Source organism: Paraburkholderia dipogonis (assembly GCF_042680985.1).
Lineage (GTDB): Bacteria > Pseudomonadota > Gammaproteobacteria > Burkholderiales > Burkholderiaceae > Paraburkholderia > Paraburkholderia phytofirmans.
On sequence record NZ_JBHUFR010000026.1, the window covers coordinates 45,202 to 63,440 of the forward strand.

Consider the following 18,239-nt stretch of genomic DNA (forward strand, 5'->3'; position numbering starts at 1 on the left):
GCAGTGCAGCAACCCACATCCGCTGTGCCAAGGCTCGAATTACGGCATGCGAGTAAATCATTCGGACGGGTTCGCGCGCTATCCGACGGCGATCTCGCGCTCTGGCCCGGCGAAGTGCATGCCTTGCTCGGCGAAAACGGCGCGGGCAAATCGACGGTCGTGAAGATTCTGGCGGGCGTGCATCAGCCGGACACCGGCGAATTGCTGGTGGACGGCGAGGCGCGCCGCTTCGCGACGCCCGCCGAGGCACGCGACGCCGGGCTAGCGGTCATCTATCAGGAACCGACGCTGTTCTTCGATCTGTCGATCGCGGAGAACATCTTCATGGGACGGCAACCTGTGGACCGCATCGGCCGGATTCAGTACGACGCGATGCGCCGCGAAGTGGACGGCTTGCTGGCGTCGCTCGGTGTCGATCTGCGCGCCGATCAACTGGTGCGCGGTTTGTCGATTGCCGATCAGCAGGTGATCGAAATTGCCAAGGCGTTGTCGCTGAACGCGAACGTGCTGATCATGGACGAACCGACCGCGGCGTTGTCGCTGCCGGAAGTGGAGCGGCTCTTTACCATCGTGCGCAAACTGCGCGAGCGTGACGTGGCGATCCTGTTTATTACGCACCGTCTCGACGAAGTATTCGCGCTGACACAACGCGTCACGATCATGCGCGACGGCGCGAAAGTTTTCGACGGTTTGACCGCCGATCTCAACACCGATTCGATCGTGGGCAAAATGGTCGGCCGCGATCTGGAGACGTTCTATCCCAAGGCCGAACGGCCGCCCGGCGAAGTGCGGTTGTCGGTACGCGGCCTTACGCGCGTCGGTGTTTTCAAGGACATTTCGTTCGACGTCCACGCAGGCGAAATCGTTGCGCTCGCCGGACTGGTCGGCGCGGGGCGCAGTGAAGTCGCGCGGGCGATCTTCGGCATCGATCCGCTCGACTCAGGTGAAATCTGGATCGCCGGCAAACGTCTCACCGCGGGGCGGCCCGCGGCCGCCGTGCGCGCCGGGCTCGCACTGGTGCCGGAGGATCGTCGGCAGCAAGGGCTCGCGCTGGAATTGAGCATTGCGCGCAATGCGTCGATGACGGTGCTCGGCCGGCTCGTCAAACACGGGCTCATCTCCACGCGCAGCGAGACACAGCTCGCGAATCAATGGGGCACGCGCCTGCGTCTGAAAGCGGGCGATCCCAACGCGCCGGTCGGCACGTTGTCGGGCGGCAATCAGCAGAAGGTCGTGCTCGGCAAATGGCTCGCCACCGGACCCAAAGTATTGATCATCGACGAACCCACGCGCGGCATCGACGTCGGCGCCAAGGCCGAGGTGTATAGCGCGCTCGCCGAACTGGTGCGCGACGGCATGGCGGTGCTGATGATTTCGAGCGAATTGCCGGAAGTGCTCGGCATGGCCGACCGCGTGCTGGTGATGCACGAGGGGCGTATCAGCGCAGATATAACGCGCGCCGACGCCGACGAAGAACGCATCATGGGCGCCGCGCTAGGCCAACCCATGCCACCGCTGGGGCACGCCGCATGATGCGCCATTCCTCCACTCATCCCGCGCCGGTGCAGGCGCCGGTCGCGAAGCGAGCGGCGAGTTCGCAGGGCGGTTTTGCGGCGAGCATCGCGAAGAGCCGCGAGACGACGCTCTTCGTCGTGCTGGTTCTGCTGATCGTGGGCACGGGGCTCGCCAAGCCGCAGTTCCTGAATCTGCAGAATCTGCGCGATGTACTGCTGAATGTGTCGATTATCAGCTTGCTGACGGCCGGCATGACGGTGGTGATCCTGATGCGCCACATCGATCTTTCAGTCGGCTCGACGGTCGGCATCAGCGCGTATGCGGTCGGCAGTCTGTATGTCGCGTTTCCGCATATGCCGGTGATCGTCGCGTTGGCTGCGGGGCTCGCTATCGGTCTCGTGGCGGGCACCATCAACGCGCTGCTCGTTGCGGTGGGGCGCGTTCCATCGCTCGTCGCCACGCTCTCCACGCTGTACATTTTTCGCGGCGCGGACTACGCGTGGGTGCACGGCGGGCAGATCAACGCGACCAGTTTGCCCGATGCGTTTTCGCGTCTAGCCACCGGCACCTTGCTCGGCATCCCGACGCTGGCGCTGATCGCGGTCGTCGTGCTGATCGGTCTCGCAGTCTATCTCAAGCAGTTTCGCGGCGGCCGCGAACACTACGCGATCGGCTCGAATCCGGAGGCGGCGCGTCTCGCCGGCGTGAACGTCGAACGTCGCGTGATGGCGGGTTTCCTGTTGTCCGGTGCGATTGCCGGTTTTGCCGGTGCGTTGTGGCTGGCCCGCTTCGGCACCGTGGATGCGAGCACCGCGAAGGGCATCGAGTTACAGGTCGTAGCTGCCGCCGTGGTGGGCAGCGTGGCGATTACCGGTGGTGTCGGCACGATACTCGGCGCCACGCTCGGCGCGCTCGTGCTCGGCGTGATCAGCATCGCGCTGGTGGTGCTGCACGTGTCGCCGTTCTGGGAACAGGCTATCGAAGGCGCGCTGATCGTCGCCGCGATTACCGCGGATACCTTGCTGGCCCGCTCCGTCGCCAAACGCATGATGAGGAAACGCGATCATGGCTAAACCCGATTCCGCGCTGCTCACGCGCAAACGCGAAACGCCGCTGCAATGGGAAGTGCTGCTGGTGATCGTGCTGATTCTCTCGCTCGCACTCGGACGCTTGTTGTCGCCGGTGTTTCTGACCGGCGCGAATCTGAGCAACGTACTTGCCGATCTGACCGAAATCGCGTTGATGGCGCTGCCGATGACGCTGATCATCGTCGCCGCCGAAATCGATCTGTCGGTGGCGTCGGTGCTCGGCGCATCCAGCGCGTTGATGGGCGTGCTGTGGCATATGGGCTTGCCGATGCCGCTCGTGATCGTGCTGGTGCTGGTGGCCGGCGCGTTGGCCGGCTTGCTGAACGGCCTCGTGATCGTCAAGCTCAATCTGCCTTCGCTCGCGGTCACGATCGGCACGCTGGCGCTGTTTCGCGGCCTCGCCTACGTATTGCTCGGCGACCAGGCCGTGGCGGATTTTCCGGCGGCTTACACGGCGTTCGGCATGGACACGCTGGGCGGGAGTTTCATACCGTTGCCGTTTGTCATCGTGATCGTCGGCGCGATTGTGTTCACTGTGCTGCTGCAATCCACGGCGTTCGGCCGCAGTCTCTACGCGATCGGCGCGAATCCGACCGCCGCGGCGTTCTCCGGTATCGAAGTGGCGAAGATCCGCTTGCGCCTGTTCGTGCTGTCCGGCGCGATGAGCGCGCTGGCGGGCGTCGTCTATACGCTGCGCTTCACCAGCGCGCGCGGCGACAACGGCGAAGGTTTCGAACTGTCGGTGATCGCGGCGGTGCTGTTCGGCGGCGTGAGTATTTTTGGCGGACGCGGCTCGATGATCGGCGTGCTGCTCTCGCTGCTCATTATCGGGGTGCTGAAAAATGCGCTCACGCTCGACGACGTGTCCAGCGAAACGCTCACCATCGTCACCGGCGTGCTGCTGCTGGCGTCGGTGCTGATACCGAATCTGGTGGCGCGCTGGCGCGCGGCGCGCGACCGGCGTTTCATCGCGAAGTCCGCTTCTTCCCTCTAATGTTTTTTGCAAGGCCTGCGTCTCTCGAACAGAAAGTCCAACAATCGATAACCCGGACAACACCACGTCCAACAACAAGGCAGGAGACACTCTATGTTCAAACCTCTACGTCACACTGGCACCGCGGCGCTGTGCGTCGCGTTGCTCGCGATCAGTTGCGCCGCATCCGCCGCCGACCTGAAAAGCGGGCTGAAAATCGCATTCGTGCCCAAGCAGATCAACAACCCCTACGAAGTGATCGCCGACGACGGCGGCATGGCCGCGATCAAGGAGTTCAAGGGCGTGGGCAAGGCGGTGGGACCGTCGGACGCGGGTGCTTCGTCGCAGGTGCAATACATCAATACGCTGATCACGCAGCGGCAGGACGCGATTGTGATCGCCGCCAACGACGCCAATGCGGTTGTGCCGTATCTGAAGAAAGCGATGTCGCAAGGCATCAAGGTGGTGACGTTCGACTCGGACACGGCGCCCGAGGGCCGTCAACTGTTCGTCAACCAGGCGAACGCGGAAGGCATCGGCCGTGGTCAGGTGCAACTGGTCGCGAAGCTGATGGGCGGCGAAGGCGAGTTCGCCGTGCTGTCGGCCACGCCTAACGCAACCAATCAGAACACCTGGATCAAGTGGATGCAGGAGGAGCTGAAAAAGCCCGAGTATTCCAAGATCAAACTCGTGAAGATCGCCTACGGTAACGACGACGATCAGAAGTCGTTCACGGAAACGCAGGGCCTGTTGCAGGCGTATCCGAATCTGAAGGCGATCGTCGCGCCGACCACGGTGGGTATTGCGGCTGCGGCGCGTTATATCTCGACTTCGTCGAGCAAAGGCAAGGTGGCGGTGACCGGACTCGGCACGCCGAACCAGATGCGCGCGTTCGTGAAGAACGGCACCGTGAAGGCATTCCAGTTGTGGGATCCGGGTCAACTCGGCTACCTGGCCGCGTATGCCGCGGCGGCGTTGGCGTCGGGCACGATCAGCGGCAAGGAAGGCGAGTCGTTCGACGCCGGCAAGCTCGGCAAACGCACCATTGGGCCGCAAGGCGAAATCATTCTCGGACCGCCGACCACGTTCGATTCGAGCAATATCGACAACTTCAATTTCTGAGCGACGATGCTGCCGCGCGGAGGTCGCGCGGCTGACGTGATCGCCAGGGCATGAAGCACGAGGCGCGCGGCCGATGCACGGCTCACGCGCCTCGTGCTTTTTATTTGCAATGCGCCCTGAACGGCGTCATGCCTGCTGCACACTCACTCACGTTTTTCGCGTGAAGCGTGATGGTCTTTGCGGTGCCTTTGTATTTGCAGACGAGATAGGGGTCGATCTGGTCGATGTCCCAGCGATCCACGCGGCCAGCGCGTACGGGTACAAGACTCGCCATCTGGTCCGGCGGACCACATCGTACAAAGCCGCGTTGTTCAGGGCGTGCCGCACGCCGGAATCGAGCACGCTAACCGGACAGGCGACCGGCGCTGCCACCGCGGCGCCGCTTGCCAATGCGTAGAAGAGCGCACAAAGCGTTTTACTCGACCACATGGAGTTGATCTCCGTCGTTTGTTTTCAGTCTTGCCAGGTGAGACATTCTCTAACCTTTCTCATTCACGTGGTTTGGACATGAATCCACACCTCCCTGTGTGAACCCACGGTCACGGCGGATGCTGTGAACGGATCAAACGTAACATCACATTGGCCGTATTTGATTGGGGAACATTCCGCTTTGCACATGGCAGAGGTCGGAAACATAGCGTCAGGCGTGTTGCATCAAGAACGGCCGCGACAGCTTGTCGACCATACACGGAGCGCGCAGGACATTAGCGCAGTTCGCATTCCGGCGAGCAGAAAACCTCAGAAGCGCTGCTGAACACCCACGGTGACACCCACCTGCGTATCCGACGCGCCAGCCTGGTCACGCGACACGCTGACCAGCTTTCCATGCCCGGTCATCGCATAGGCGCCCGACAAATACAGCACGGTGTGTTTCGACAGGGCATACTGCCCGCGCACCGAGAACAGCGTCGGATCGCCGCCGTCGCTATTCGTGACATCCTGATGGTAGACCGCGCCGGACAGCGTCACGACGGGTGTCACCTCGTATTGAGCTCCGATCCAGTACGTGCTGCTGCGCTGCGTTTGCTGTTGGGTGCGGAACGTGCGTTGATAGGTCCGATAGCCCGCCATCGCCTTCACGGCGCCGAAGTCATAGCTCACACCTGCATGAACGCCCTGGATGTAATCGGTAATGTCGGCGGGTGTGACGCTGTCGCTCGCGCCATTCTGCCGGTCAAACGTCGCGACCGCCGCAAACGGACCCTGCTCGTAGCCGAGACCGACGTTGTACTTCGAGCCTGTCTTCATGCTGCCGGGCACATTGCCGAAGCCGTATAGCGCCCCGAACTTTAATCCGGAGTACGTGCCGTCGTAACGCACGGCGTTGGCCGAACGCACGAAGATCAGGTCGCGCCGGCCGGCTGCCGCTGTCGATGAGACGCCCCACGAGTAGTTCGGCGCATAACCCATCGGGTCGAACGGCAGCATGTAGTCGAAGGTGGTCGTGAAATTGCGGCCGAGCGTGAGTTGCCCATAGCGGTTTTTCAGACCGATAAAAGCGCGGCGGGCGAAGATCGAGTCAGGGCCGTCGTCGAATCTTCCGTTGGCGATGTTGATGCCGCTTTCCAGCTGGAACACCGCCTTCATGCCGCCGCCGAGATCCTCGACACCCCGTAAACCCCAGCGCGAGATGTTCCTGCCGCCAGACACCAGACGGACAGCGTCGCCTTCGCGGCCCGCGCCGTTCGCATGGTTCACGTACTCGACCCCCGCATCCATAATGCCGTACATGGTCACGCTCGATTGCGCCTGCACGCCGGCTGCAAGTCCGGAAAGTCCGGCGCAGGTGAAGCTCAAAGTGACCTTCTTCATGTTCGACTTCATGAGCCGTCTCCCGTAATTGGTTTTTTTGCCGGTAAGGGCGCTGTTGCTGTCAACTCGCCTGAGCAAAGGCCCAGCAATCGTTGGCGGGGAATTCGATCCAGTGCCGGCCCGCTGCGCGGGGCACATGCCCGAACGCGCGCAGGCGCAACTCGCCGCAATGGAACAGGTACTCCCAGCGATCGCCCAGATACATCGACGTGACAAGTTCGGCTTCGAGCCGGTTCGCGCCGGGACCGTCGGCGACCTGCACGCGTTCGAGGCGAATCACGGCATGCGCGTGTTGACCGGCGGTGAGCGCTTCGCGCGCTTGCGCCTGGAGTTGCCAGCCGACGCCGGCAAGCGTCACGCGTTCGCCGTCGATGGCGGCCACGCGCGCGTCGATGCGGTTGTTGCTGCCCATGAATTCGGCGGTATAAAGCGAGCGCGGCGCGCCATACAGATCGGCGGGCGTGCCTTCCTGTTCGATGCGGCCGTTGCGCAGCAACAGGATGCGGTCAGACATGGCCATCGCTTCGGTCTGGTCGTGCGTCACGCACAACGCCGAGAGGCCCAATGACACGATCAGCTCGCGCAGCCACGCGCGCGCTTCTTCGCGCAGCTTGGCGTCGAGATTGGAGAGCGGTTCGTCGAGCAGAATCACCGGCGGGTTGTAGACGAGCGCCCGCGCAATCGCAACACGCTGCTGCTGGCCTCCGGAGAGCTGATACGGATAACGCGCGGCAAGGTGGCCGAGGCCGAGCTGATCGAGCGCGGCCTGCACACGCTTTTTCTGCTCGACGGTTGAGACGCGCCGCAGCTTCAATCCATAGCCGACATTCTCGGCCACCGTGCGATGCGGCCACAGTGCATACGACTGGAACACGAGCCCGAGCGAACGCTGCTCGACCGGCAGATCGACACGCGCGGCGACGTCGAAAAACGCCTTGCCGTCCAGTTCGATGCGCCCCGCCGACGGCTGTTCGAGACCGGCCACCGCGCGCAGCAGCGTGGTCTTGCCGCTGCCCGACGCGCCCAGCAGACACACCACTTCGCCGGGAATCAGCTCGAACGACACGCCTTTGAGAATCGGGTTGTCGCCATAGCTGAGAAAGAGGTTGTCGACCTTGAGCTTATCCATGCAATTTCACTCCGAAGCGCAGCGCGACGCCGAGTCCGGCGCCGACCATCGCGATGTTGATGACAGAAAGCGCCGCGACCTGATCGACCGCGCCGGTCGCCCACAACGACACCAGCAGCGCGCCGATCACTTCGGTGCCGGGCGAGAGCAGATAGACGCCGGTCGAGTACTCGCGCTCGAAGATCATGAAGATCAGCAGCCACGCCGCGAGCAAGCCGAAGCGCACGAGCGGCAGCGTCACGTCGAGACTCACGCGTGCACGTGTGCCGCCGACGCTGCGTCCCGCTTCTTCGAGTTCGGGGCCGACCTGCAGCAGCGCGCTCTGAATCAGACGCATGCCGTACGCGAGCCACACGACCGTGTACGCGATCCAGATGCTCCACATGGAGTTCTTCAGTTCCTTCAGTCCCGGTACGAAAAGAAAGATCCACAGGAACGCGAGACCGGCGAGCAACCCCGGCACCGCGCGCGGTAGCAGCACGAGGTAATCGAGCAGACGTGTGGCCCAGTCGTTCCGGCGATGGCCTGCAAACGCAACGAGCGAATAGAAGCCGACAGCGAGCGCACCACCGATCACGCCGATGCCGAGCGTGTTCAGAATGGCGCGCACCAGGTTGTCCTGCTCGAATAGTTCGGTGAAGTTGGCGAGCGTGAGCACTTCGGCGAGAGGCACGCCTTGCCCCCAGTGGGTGACGAACGCGCGCAACGTGATGCCGGAGATCGGCACGAAGACCGTCAGCAGCAGCCACAACGCGACGATCGCGAGCGCGACCCAGCGCCACGCGCCGAGCGGCAGCACGGTCTGACGTCCCGCCTTGCCCTTGACCGTGGCGAAGCGGTTCGCGCTCTTCAGGAGCCGCCGTTGCAGCAGTACGAGCGGGAAGGTGATCGCGACGATGCACATCGCGACCGCGGCCATCAGGTGATACGAAGGCACGCCGAGCTTGTTGGTGAGCTTGTAGAGATACGTGGCCAGCACGAGGTGCCCTTCGGGATCGCCGAGCACGAGCGGCAGGCCGAACACTTCGAAACCGAGGAAGAACACCAGCACGCCGGCGAACAGCAGCGCGGGCAGCGTCATCGGCAGGCTGACGTCGAGCGCTACGCGAAACGGCCGCGCGCCGGCGACACGCGCTGCTTCTTCGACGTCAGAGCCGAGATTGCGCAGCGCCGCCGACGAATACAGGTACACGTGCGGCACATGCGTGAGACCGACGATCACCGTGATGGCGAACACCGAGTAGACGGTCCACGGCGCTTCGGCGGCGCCGAACAGCTCCATCCACCAGACCGAATAGAAGCCGACCGGTCCGGCCGCGACGACGTAGCCGAAGGCGAGCACCATCGGCGAGACGAACACCGGCGTGAGCAGCAGCGGTTCGAGCCAGCGACGGCCGGGCAGGTCGGTGCGCACCATCAGGAACGCGAGAATGCCGCCGAGCGGAATCGAGATGAAGAGCATTCCGGCTGCAATGACAAACGAGTTTTTCAGTGCGGACCAGAAGTCCGGGTCGCTGAAAATGAATTCGAAACCGGTGAGGCCGAAGCTGCGTTTCGCGTCGAAGAACGGCGCGTTCAGCACGCTCTGCAACACGATGAAGCCGAGCGGCAGCGCCACCGCCACTGTTAGAACGGCGATGACGAGCCAGCGCAGCAGCCCCATGAACGGCTGAAGTGCGCCGCGCGGTATCGCTTCGCCGGAGCGGCCGTTTGCCGCGTGCGATAGCGCGGCGCGGTGTCCGGTTGCGCTAGTGGAAGGCATGAGGGTTCCCCTGCGGCACGCTGGCCGCATATCGACAGGTCTGGAAAGAAGGGCCGCCGCGCGTGTCAGTGCGGCCGCCTGGGTGTCAGACGCGAACGGCTAGCGCCTGATCGACTGTTGCCACTGTTTGAGGAATTCGAGGCGCTTGGACTGATCGAGATAGACCAGCAGGTCCGCGCCGATAGGGACTGGTTTAAGCGAGTTGCCGAGTTGCTTCGTGAGGCCCGCCATCGACGTTTCGCCTTCCACGTCGGCGCGAATCGAGAACAGGTTCGCCTGATTCACCAGCAACGTCTGGCCGCGTCGCGAGAGCAGGTAGTCGACCCATAGCTTCGCGGCGTTCGGGCTTCGTGCTTTCTTCGAAATCGTCACGAGCCGGCTCGCGACCAGCGTGTAATCCTTCGGGTAGACATAGCCGATCGACGGATCTTTCTTCGCCTTGATCAGCGCATACGAGCCGAGAATGTTGTAGCCGATCAGGTTCTCGCCCGAGGAGATGCGCTCCATCATCGCGCCCGTGCTCGATTGCAGCTTCGGGCCGGTGGCGCCCATGGCCTTGACCAGATCCCACGTGACCTGCGGGTTGACGCGTGCGTCCTGGGTCAGATAGTTGAAGCCGACGCCGGACTTTTCGATGTCGTAGGTGGTGACGCGGCCCTTGAACCTGTCGGGTTTGGCTTGCAGCAGTTTGATCAGATCGGCGCGCGTTTGCGGCACCTCGTTAGCCGGCATGAGGCGTTTGTTGTAGACGATCGCGAGCGGCTCGTACGTGGTGCCGTACGCCTGCTTCTGGTACTGCGCCCACTGCGGCAGCTGCCTGGCTTCGGGGGATTCGTATGTGGTCATCAGGCCGTCGTTGACGAGCTTGATCTGCAGGTCCATGGCCGAGCTCCACAGCACATCGGCGCTAATGCTGCCGGCCGCGTTTTCGCTGATGTAGCGGTTGTACAGCTCGGTGGTGTTCATGTCGTTGTATTCGACTTCGACGCCGTAGAGGCTTTCGAAATCCTTGATGAGTGGACGTACCAGCGCGGTGTCCGTGACCGAATAGACGATCAGCTTGCCTTCCTTTTTCGCGCCGTCGATCGTAGCCTGGTAGTCGCCGGGGTAGCCTGATGGAATGGCCGCCCACGCCGAATTTGCTGCGAATGCGACAGCGACAGTCAGGGCCTTGAAGATAGTTTGCACGTCGTCCTCCAGATAAGTTGGTGTTGGTTTTATGTAGGCGAATGAAGACAGTCCGATCACGTCCGCTTGTTCGTCGGTTGCGCTGACCGGCGAGACACTTGCCGTTGACTGCATGCACGAGCGCGGATCCTCCGGCCGCGGGTCGCGCACTCAGGGCTGCGCGCTGGTGATTCTCGGCATCGGTTTGTCCCGGCTTGTCCTTGCTCGACGGGACTGGAAGTGCTGCGCCGTTTTCAGGTTCGTCGCAATGCAGTGCGACGTGCTGATGCTCAACGCGCACGTCTCGGCGGTAGAGCGCGTGCGCGGTCTCGATCCCGGTGCCGGCGACTGTTTTCGCCAAGCCATTCTCGCTCACGGAACCGGATGCGCGCGCGCGTGCGCTGCTACGTCGCAGCCACGGAGATATCAATTTCGCAAAAGATAGGGTGACTAACGATCGCCAGAGAGGGGGCATTTAGGGCGGCTGAATCGCGCTTTACAGCAGACGGGGTGTAGCGTGCGGCGGTGGCTCTTGCTATTGCGGCTCGGTGAGGACCGAGGCTATACACTCGAGCAGGCGGCTGTGCCGCTTCATAAGGTCGCGCGAAGCATGACGCTCGACTGATTGCGGGTGACATGCTCGCACGGCATCAATCCCGCTTTTGGGCAGGACGTGCCTGTGGAAGTGACGGGCCAGATCGATCTACTAGCGGAACGGGGCGGCGATCTGACCGATAACGCCATGCGGCGTTAATCAACCACTCAGCCGCTCAGCGGTGAATCGAAAAGCGCTGTGCGTAAGAAGTGGGTGAGATATTGTCGCCCCACGTTTCGCCGTCGATCAAAACCCGAGAAACGCCATGTTCCGGCACAGCCACGTTCACAGCGACGGCCGCCTCGCGATACAACTGCGTCTGGTTGATCCGCGCGGCAATGTCCGCATAGTCCGCTCGCGCGTCGATCATGCCCCAGCGTTCGAACTGCGTGAGAAACCACGCGCCTTCGAACGCATGCGGGTAGTTCACCGCGCCATTGTCGAAGAAACGCATGGGCAGACCGCCCGGCGCGGAAGCGGCAATCTGGTCGCCCAGACGCGCCGCAATCAACGTTTCATCGATGCCGACATACTCGGGCCGCGCGAGCCAATGCGCGATTTCTTCGCGATGTCCCGCGCCGTCGAGCCAGCGGCATGCTTCGAGCATAGTTTGCACGAGCGCGCGCGCGGCATTCGGATTCGCGCTGACAAAATCGCGCCGGCACGCCAGCACTTTGTCGGGATGATCCGGCCACACGTCGCTCGTATAAGCGATCGTTCTGCCGACGCCGAGCGCTTCGGCCTGCGCGTTCCAGGGCTCGCCGACACACAGGCCGTCGAGTCTGTCTTCGGCGAGCGCCGCGACCATTTGCGGCGGCGGAATCGCCACGCTCTCGATCTCGCGCAACGGATCCACGCCTTGCGACGCGAGCCAGTAGTACAGCCACATCGCGTGCGTGCCGGTCGGGAAGGTTTGCGCGAAGACCGGTTTGCGGCCGAGCGTCGCGAGTGCCGTGGGTAGCGTGCCGTGTTCGGCGAGCGCATCGGCGAGACGGTTCGACAGCGTGATGGCCTGGCCGTTGCGGTTGAGCACCATCAGCACGGCCATCTCCGTTTGTGGCCCGCCCAGGCCGAGTTGCACGCCGTAGACGAGTCCGTAGAGCGCATGGGCCGCATCCAGATCGCCCGACAGCAGTTTGTCGCGCACGGCGGCCCACGACGGCTGACGCGACAGCTCCAGCGTGAGGCCGTGCGCATGGCCGAATTCGAGCAGCTTGGCGGCGACGAGCGGCGCGGCGTCCGAAAGCGCCACGAAACCGAGCCGCAAATGCGTCTTCTCGAGTTGCCCCGAGGCGGACGTGGCGGCGAGTGAAGTAGGAGAGTTCATGGACGGCGCTTCATTTGAGCGAGTCAGCCGCCGCGACGATGGCGCGCGCGACCTCGGCGAGTTTGACGCCCTGGTTCATCGCGCGTTTGCGCAGGTTGGCGTAGGCGGCGTGTTCGGTGATTTTCTGCTGATCCATCAGGATGCGTTTGGCCCGGTCGATCAGCTTGCGCTCGGCGAGTTCGTTCTCGACTTGCGCGAGACGTTCGCGCAACTGCGATTCCTGTGCGAAACGCGCGAGCGCGACTTCGAGGATCGGCGCGAGACGCTCGGTCGCGAGACCTTCGACGAGATAGGCCGTGACGCCCGCGCCGACGGCGTCGCGAATCAATTGCTGGTTGGCGTCGTGGCTGAACATCAGCACCGGACGCGGCGCGGTGGCGTTCATCACGGCAAGCTGTTCGAGCGTGTCGCGCGACGGCGATTCCGTATCGATGATGATGACGTCCGGCCGCTCGCTCTGCACCACGCGATGCAGCGCTTGCGGCGTGGCTGTGCTCGCCAGCATCTCGTAGCCGAGGCGGGCAAGGGCGTCGCGGAGGTCGCCGATGGGCTTATCGGTGTCGGTTACGAGGAGAACGCGCAGCATGGAGTGGGGTTTTATCGACGGCTAGCTAACCATGAAGCAACGGTTATGCCAGCCGATGCATGCGACGGCGAAGCGAAAGCAATCACGGACTTAGCGGCTGCACGGACAGCCGCGGCTGCACCTGCGCGGGGCACGCCGGGCCGATGCACCGAAGCGGCGCATGATGGCGCCGCTCACTTCATCGGCGCCATTCGCCGTAACTGCGGGGCGAGAACAGCAAGCCGACCGCGATCATCGCGACGACGCAGCCGGCCAGCATGATCCACGCGACGCCGAAACTCCCGCTCCAACCGCGCACGACGCCGGCCACGACCGGCGCAATAGCCGCCACGATGAAGCCGACGCCCTGGGTGAACGCGACCAGCTTGCCGGCCACACGATGGTCGGCCGAATGATCCATGGCGGTCACGAGCGTCACCGAGAAAGTCCCGCCCAGTCCCGCGCCTGCCACACCGACCCACAGCAGGGGCGCGGCGTCGGGCCAGACGGTCAAGCCGAGCAGACCGGCCAGTTGCGCGGCGAGGCCGAGCGTGAGCCACGGCCGGCGATCGCGGAACGACGCGGCGGCGAGCGGCAGCAACAGGGCCGCGGCGGCCTGGAACACCGTCATGCCTGCCAGCAGCGAACCGCTGGCCGCGACGCCCATGCCGCGCTGCTGATAGAACGCCGGCAGCCATGCGACGAGACTCGTATAGCCGCCGTTGACGATGCCGAAGAAGAGGCCGAGTGTCCATGCACGCCGCGTGCGCCAGAGCGAAAGAGTGTCTGCATTCGTGGACGCAGCGTGGGCGGCGGCGCCGTTCGATGAGGACAGCCGGTTCAGCGCCCACCAGCAGAGCAGCGCGACGCAAGCCGGAAGCGCCCACACCGCGAGCCCAGCATGCCATGACTGCGCCGCGCGACTCACCCACGGACTCAAACTCGCGCCCAAGCCGCCGCCGCCCATCATGGACGCGGAGAACACGCCCATCGCGAGCGGCACGCGCGCATGAAAGCGCTGCTTCATCACGACGGGCAGCAGCGCCTGGATTGCCGCGACGCCCACGCCCGCGAGCAAGGCCGTGGCGAGCAGTGCGGCACCGCTCGACGCCGTCCAACGTGCCGCGCAGGCCAGCGCGATGGCCAGCAAGCCGAGCGCAACACCGCGTGTTTCGCCGATCGTGCGAGTCAGCGCACCCGCGCCGAACGCACCGACGCCCATCGCGACGACCGGCAGGCTGGTCAGCAACGACGCGCCGTAGAAGCTGAGGCCGGTTGCGGTGCGGATCGTCGTCATCAAGGGGCTGATCGAGGTGAGCAGCGGACGCAGATTGATGCCGATCACGACGATCGCCGCCAGCCAGACGACGTCCTGCCAGCCTGGCGCCGCAGTGGCGTGGCGAGCGGGAGTGCGGGTCGGGTTGGCGCGGGAGGGCGAATTCACAATGGTCCTGGTGGAGAGCGATGGCAGCATGAAAAATCGTGCGAGGCGCTGTTTTGGTCAACCATAATAACAAAAATGGTTAACCATTTTCGTGATGCCCGGTATAACGGCAAGCGCTTCGCGAGCGCGAGCTTCACGGCAGCGGATCGAGCCTTGCAGCTAAATATCGATTTGTTCCTGCAACGCAAGACTGTTTGTCGGACGAGGGTGTTCGAAATCCGAATCAATGCGCCTACATTGGCGTCTATCGGAGCGGTCGGCGCGATCGGCATTGCGGCCGGACAACCCATATTCGAAGACACGGGGATACGCGGCGCTAATAGCGCCCGCATCCCGCCATAGGAGCAGACATGAGCGAAGGAAATCAGGCCGCTGTGCGCGAGCTGAGTCATTTTATCGACGGCCGGCGCGCCACTGGCGCGAGCGGGCGGTTCGGCGACGTATTCGATCCGGCGCAAGGCCGGGTGGCGGCTCGCGTGCCGGTCGCGAATGCAACCGAAGTCGACGCGGCCGTCGCCGCCGCGAAGGCCGCGTTTCCGGCCTGGAGCGAAACCGCGCCGCTCAAGCGCGCCCGTTTGATGTTCAAGTTCAAGGAACTGCTTGAAGCGCATTCGGACGAACTCGCCGAGCTCATCACGCGCGATCACGGCAAGCTGCTTTCGGACGCGAAGGGCGAGGTGGTGCGCGGTATCGAAATCGTCGAATTCGCGTGTGGCATTCCGAACCTGCTCAAGACCGATTTCACCGATCAGATCAGCGGCGGCATCGACAACTGGAATCTGCGTCAGCCGCTCGGCGTGGCGGCCGGCGTCACGCCCTTCAATTTCCCGATGGTGGTGCCGTGCTGGATGTTCGTGATGGCAGCGGCATGCGGCAACACGTTCGTGCTCAAGCCCTCGGAGCGCACGCCGTCGGCATCGATCCGGCTGGCCGAGCTGTTCATCGAGGCGGGCTTTCCCAAAGGCGTCTTCAATGTCGTGCATGGCGGCAAGGCCGTCGTCGACGCGCTGATCGAGCATCCCGACGTGGCCGCGATATCTGTCGTCGGCTCGACGCCGGTCGCGGAATACATCTACAGCGAAAGCGCCAAGCGCGGCAAGCGCGTGCAGGCGTTGGGCAGCGCGAAAAACCATCTGGTCGTCATGCCCGATGCCGATCTCGATCAGGCAGTGGATGCGTTGATCGCGTCGTCGTATGGCTCGGCCGGTGAGCGTTGCATGGCGACCTCGGTCGCGGTGGCGGTGGGGCGTATCGGCGATGAACTGATCGAGCGTCTCGCGCCGCGCGTGCGTTCGCTCAGGATCGGCGGCGGCATGGAGCCGGATCTGGACATGGGGCCGCTCATCAGCGCCGCGCATCGCGCCAAGGTGTTGGGCTATATCGATGCGGGCGTGGCGGCGGGCGCGAGACTTGTCGTCGACGGTCGCGGCCATAGCGTGCCCGGCCACGAAGAGGGCTTCTTTCTCGGCGGCTCGCTGTTTGACGACGTGAAGCCCGATATGAGCATCTATCGGGAAGAGATTTTCGGGCCGGTCCTCTCGGTGGTCCGCGTGCCGGATCTCGCGAGCGCGATTGCGCTCGTCAACGCGCACGAACTGGGGAACTGCGTATCGCTCTTTACATCCGACGGCGGCGCGGCGCGCGCATTCTCCCGGCAGATTCAGATCGGCATGGTGGGCATCAACGTGCCGAGCCCGGTGCCGCCGGCGTGGCATTCGTTCGGAGGCTGGAAGCGCTCGCTGTTCGGCGATCATCACGCATACGGTGAGGAGGCCGTGCGGTTTTACACGCATTACAAGAGCATCATGCAGCGCTGGCCCGACAGCATCGCCAAAGGTGCGGAATTCGCGATGCCTGTCGCGCACTAAGCCGGTCCGGGCGTTGCGACGCCTCTCCGTACTGCATTGACAACCCACGCGGGCGACGTGCGACGTCGCCCGCGCGACGAGCGGGGCCCGAAGAGAGCGGTTGCCGGGCTTCAACCCTGCCAATCGTCATGCCGTAAAGATTTTCAGCGTAAAATGCCGCTGCCGCCGCGATATGCCGGCGTAAAGCTCTCAAGTCAGCGATGCATGTCGATCTTCTTACCCTCTACCTCCTTGTCGTCGGAACGCTCCTCGCCAGTTGCGCGATGACCCTCTGGGAGCATCGAACTCATCCCCGCCGCAGCAGGGAATTAAGGGTCCTGGCAGCCGGTTACGCGACCCTCGCGATCGGCTGTGCCGCCGCTTTGTTTCGTCGCGACCTGCCCGGCGCGATGGGCTCGGGCTTGAGCAATTTCGTGATTGTCGGCGGCTATCTGTTGATCCTGCGCGGCGTTGCGTTCCTGAATGGCCGGAAATACGACGCGGCTTCGCTGGTCATGCTCGTGCTGGTGGCGCTGACATGGGCCGTGTGCGGCGCGCGCTGGCAGGACGTCTTATGGAACTACGTGAGCGCGATTCCAATCGCCGTGGCTTCCTGCCTGACGTCGCGTGAGCTGCTGCGAAGCGACGGAATGAAATCGCTGAAGTCGCGGCACATCGCCGTGATGGTGTCGGGCGGCCATGGGCTCTTCTATGCCGCCAGGGCATTCGTCTTGCCCTGGTTGGGGACGTTGTATGGGCAAGGTCTGCTGTCCGTCGTCAGCAAAATCACGATGTACGAAGGCGTGCTGTATTCGGTAATTTTGCCGATGACCCTGCTGACGCTGATTCGCGAAGAAACGCATGGCCGGCTGCTGCGGGAATCGCAAACGGATTATCTGACCGGTCTTGGCAATCGCAGATGGTTTTTCGAAGAGGGCGTACGCGTCATGCGCGAAGCCGGCGTATCGCGGCCCGTTTCACTTCTTGCCTTCGATCTCGATCATTTCAAGCGGATCAATGATCGATACGGTCACGAGACGGGAGACGCGGTTCTCAAGTCGTTCGCGGCAATTACACGCAGCGTGGCGGGGCCCGAAGCGATGCTTGCGCGCATCGGCGGAGAAGAATTCGCTGCCTTGCTGCCTGGCCATGACAGCCTGCGTGCCGAGGAAGTGGGCGATGCCATTGTTCGACGTTTCGCGGGAACCGTCTTGCACAGGATTAACGACGTCGACATACGAGCGACGGTCAGCATAGGCCTCGCGCAGCAGTCCGCAAGCGAAGCACCCACGCTCGCCGACCTGCTGGCAGCCGCCGACCAGGCGTTATACCGCGCGAAGTCGCTTGGCGGTAATCGGCTTGAACTGGCGCGGACCGCCGTGGGCGGCACGGCCACCTGCTGAAGGCATTGCCTGGATTCGTCGCGCTTCCCGACTTAAGCGCCTTTGAGTGTGCCAATCATGAAAAGTAGTTCGAAAGGCGGCCTTGTCTATTCCACCGATGGCGGGCGAATGTGTCCCGAATGCAGCCGGGCGCTCACGCAATGTGTCTGCAAGACGGTCGCCAAAACACGCGCGGCAGGTGATGGCGTGGTGCGAGTGTCCCGGGAGACCAAGGGCCGAGGCGGCAAAAGCGTGACGCTCGTGAAGGGGCTCGCGCTCGATCCTCTTGCCTTGGCCTCGCTAGGCAAGCAGTTGCGCACGGCCTGCGGTTCTGGCGGGACCGTCAAGGATGGCGTGATCGAAGTGCAGGGCGATCATTGCGAGCGGGTGATCGAGGCGCTAAAGAAGGCTGGCTATGATGCGAAGCGGGCCGGGGGTTGAGCTCAGCCACTTTCTGATCGATGATCGGATTAAGTGCTCGTTCCCGCAGCCACATGCTGGAACCCAACGC

Annotated in this window: 15 protein-coding genes; 7 read left to right on the forward strand and 8 right to left on the reverse strand. The window is 63.5% G+C overall.

The features are described from left to right. Positions 1 to 3: 3 nt before the first annotated feature. From ACFSNN_RS30020 to rhaS, 4 genes are all read left to right on the forward strand, one after another. Positions 4 to 1,533 carry a sugar ABC transporter ATP-binding protein gene (locus ACFSNN_RS30020; RefSeq protein ID WP_134464043.1) on the forward strand — a complete coding sequence of 510 codons (1,530 nt, stop codon included), beginning with the start codon at positions 4 to 6 and terminating at the stop codon, positions 1,531 to 1,533. Beyond that, entirely contained in the window at positions 1,530 to 2,588 is a 1,059-nt protein-coding gene (locus ACFSNN_RS30025) for an ABC transporter permease (RefSeq protein WP_134464045.1), read from the forward strand. Before ACFSNN_RS30020 ends, ACFSNN_RS30025 begins: the two co-directional genes overlap by 4 nt. Then, on the forward strand, positions 2,581 to 3,597 hold the full coding sequence (locus tag ACFSNN_RS30030) for an ABC transporter permease (protein ID WP_134464047.1): 1,017 nt from the start codon (positions 2,581 to 2,583) through the stop codon (positions 3,595 to 3,597). The genes ACFSNN_RS30025 and ACFSNN_RS30030 overlap by 8 nt, the downstream gene beginning before the upstream one ends. A gap of 93 nt (positions 3,598 to 3,690) precedes the next feature. Then, entirely contained in the window at positions 3,691 to 4,698 is a 1,008-nt protein-coding gene (gene rhaS / locus ACFSNN_RS30035; RefSeq protein WP_134464049.1) for a rhamnose ABC transporter substrate-binding protein, read from the forward strand. Between the two features lie 100 nt (positions 4,699 to 4,798). On the opposite strand, the gene ACFSNN_RS30040 is transcribed toward rhaS, so the two are convergent. From ACFSNN_RS30040 to ACFSNN_RS30075, 8 genes are all read right to left on the reverse strand, one after another. After that, positions 4,799 to 4,972, reverse strand: a complete 174-nt coding sequence (locus ACFSNN_RS30040) for an STY0301 family protein (protein ID WP_377767124.1) — start codon at positions 4,970 to 4,972, stop codon at positions 4,799 to 4,801. 464 nt (positions 4,973 to 5,436) lie between these two features. Then, a complete protein-coding gene (locus ACFSNN_RS30045) occupies positions 5,437 to 6,522 on the reverse strand; it encodes a porin (RefSeq protein WP_134464051.1) in 1,086 nt (361 codons plus the stop codon). Positions 6,523 to 6,571: 49 nt separating this feature from the next. Beyond that, on the reverse strand, positions 6,572 to 7,639 hold the full coding sequence (locus tag ACFSNN_RS30050) for an ABC transporter ATP-binding protein (RefSeq protein WP_134464053.1): 1,068 nt from the start codon (positions 7,637 to 7,639) through the stop codon (positions 6,572 to 6,574). Continuing rightward, a complete protein-coding gene (locus tag ACFSNN_RS30055) occupies positions 7,632 to 9,401 on the reverse strand; it encodes an ABC transporter permease (protein WP_134464055.1) in 1,770 nt (589 codons plus the stop codon). Before ACFSNN_RS30055 ends, ACFSNN_RS30050 begins: the two co-directional genes overlap by 8 nt. 99 nt (positions 9,402 to 9,500) lie before the next feature. Continuing rightward, positions 9,501 to 10,589: an ABC transporter substrate-binding protein gene (locus ACFSNN_RS30060; protein ID WP_134464057.1), complete on the reverse strand. Its 1,089-nt coding sequence runs from the start codon at positions 10,587 to 10,589 to the stop codon at positions 9,501 to 9,503. A 749-nt stretch (positions 10,590 to 11,338) separates the two neighbouring features. Further along, positions 11,339 to 12,490 carry a CmpA/NrtA family ABC transporter substrate-binding protein gene (locus ACFSNN_RS30065; protein WP_134464059.1) on the reverse strand — a complete coding sequence of 384 codons (1,152 nt, stop codon included), beginning with the start codon at positions 12,488 to 12,490 and terminating at the stop codon, positions 11,339 to 11,341. Between the two features lie 10 nt (positions 12,491 to 12,500). Then, positions 12,501 to 13,076: an ANTAR domain-containing response regulator gene (locus ACFSNN_RS30070; RefSeq protein WP_012427528.1), complete on the reverse strand. Its 576-nt coding sequence runs from the start codon at positions 13,074 to 13,076 to the stop codon at positions 12,501 to 12,503. Between the two features lie 178 nt (positions 13,077 to 13,254). Beyond that, complete coding sequence (locus ACFSNN_RS30075; protein ID WP_134465604.1) at positions 13,255 to 14,499, reverse strand: cyanate transporter; 1,245 nt, start codon at positions 14,497 to 14,499, stop codon at positions 13,255 to 13,257. Between the two features lie 350 nt (positions 14,500 to 14,849). Between ACFSNN_RS30075 and ACFSNN_RS30080 the strand changes: the two genes are divergently transcribed. The 3 genes from ACFSNN_RS30080 (at position 14,850) to ACFSNN_RS30090 (ending at position 18,169) form a co-directional block, all read left to right on the forward strand. Next, positions 14,850 to 16,367, forward strand: a complete 1,518-nt coding sequence (locus ACFSNN_RS30080) for a CoA-acylating methylmalonate-semialdehyde dehydrogenase (protein WP_134464061.1) — start codon at positions 14,850 to 14,852, stop codon at positions 16,365 to 16,367. A gap of 200 nt (positions 16,368 to 16,567) precedes the next feature. Continuing rightward, positions 16,568 to 17,749: a GGDEF domain-containing protein gene (locus tag ACFSNN_RS30085; protein WP_134464063.1), complete on the forward strand. Its 1,182-nt coding sequence runs from the start codon at positions 16,568 to 16,570 to the stop codon at positions 17,747 to 17,749. A gap of 57 nt (positions 17,750 to 17,806) precedes the next feature. Beyond that, positions 17,807 to 18,169, forward strand: a complete 363-nt coding sequence (locus ACFSNN_RS30090; RefSeq protein ID WP_134464065.1) for a translation initiation factor Sui1 — start codon at positions 17,807 to 17,809, stop codon at positions 18,167 to 18,169. Positions 18,170 to 18,239: the final 70 nt, after the last annotated feature.

What these genes read in the sequence shown, in the direction of transcription:
- rhaS (WP_134464049.1), top strand. Translation starts at nt 3,691, where the DNA reads ATGTTCAAACCTCTACGTCACACTGGCACCGCGGCGCTGTGCGTCGCG.
- ACFSNN_RS30055 (WP_134464055.1), bottom strand. Translation starts at nt 9,401, where the DNA reads ATGCCTTCCACTAGCGCAACCGGACACCGCGCCGCGCTATCGCACGCG.
- ACFSNN_RS30030 (WP_134464047.1), top strand. Translation starts at nt 2,581, where the DNA reads ATGGCTAAACCCGATTCCGCGCTGCTCACGCGCAAACGCGAAACGCCG.
- ACFSNN_RS30065 (WP_134464059.1), bottom strand. Translation starts at nt 12,490, where the DNA reads ATGAACTCTCCTACTTCACTCGCCGCCACGTCCGCCTCGGGGCAACTC.
- ACFSNN_RS30045 (WP_134464051.1), bottom strand. Translation starts at nt 6,522, where the DNA reads ATGAAGTCGAACATGAAGAAGGTCACTTTGAGCTTCACCTGCGCCGGA.
- ACFSNN_RS30050 (WP_134464053.1), bottom strand. Translation starts at nt 7,639, where the DNA reads ATGGATAAGCTCAAGGTCGACAACCTCTTTCTCAGCTATGGCGACAAC.
- ACFSNN_RS30090 (WP_134464065.1), top strand. Translation starts at nt 17,807, where the DNA reads ATGAAAAGTAGTTCGAAAGGCGGCCTTGTCTATTCCACCGATGGCGGG.
- ACFSNN_RS30085 (WP_134464063.1), top strand. Translation starts at nt 16,568, where the DNA reads ATGCATGTCGATCTTCTTACCCTCTACCTCCTTGTCGTCGGAACGCTC.
- ACFSNN_RS30080 (WP_134464061.1), top strand. Translation starts at nt 14,850, where the DNA reads ATGAGCGAAGGAAATCAGGCCGCTGTGCGCGAGCTGAGTCATTTTATC.
- ACFSNN_RS30040 (WP_377767124.1), bottom strand. Translation starts at nt 4,972, where the DNA reads ATGGCGAGTCTTGTACCCGTACGCGCTGGCCGCGTGGATCGCTGGGAC.
- ACFSNN_RS30025 (WP_134464045.1), top strand. Translation starts at nt 1,530, where the DNA reads ATGATGCGCCATTCCTCCACTCATCCCGCGCCGGTGCAGGCGCCGGTC.
- ACFSNN_RS30070 (WP_012427528.1), bottom strand. Translation starts at nt 13,076, where the DNA reads ATGCTGCGCGTTCTCCTCGTAACCGACACCGATAAGCCCATCGGCGAC.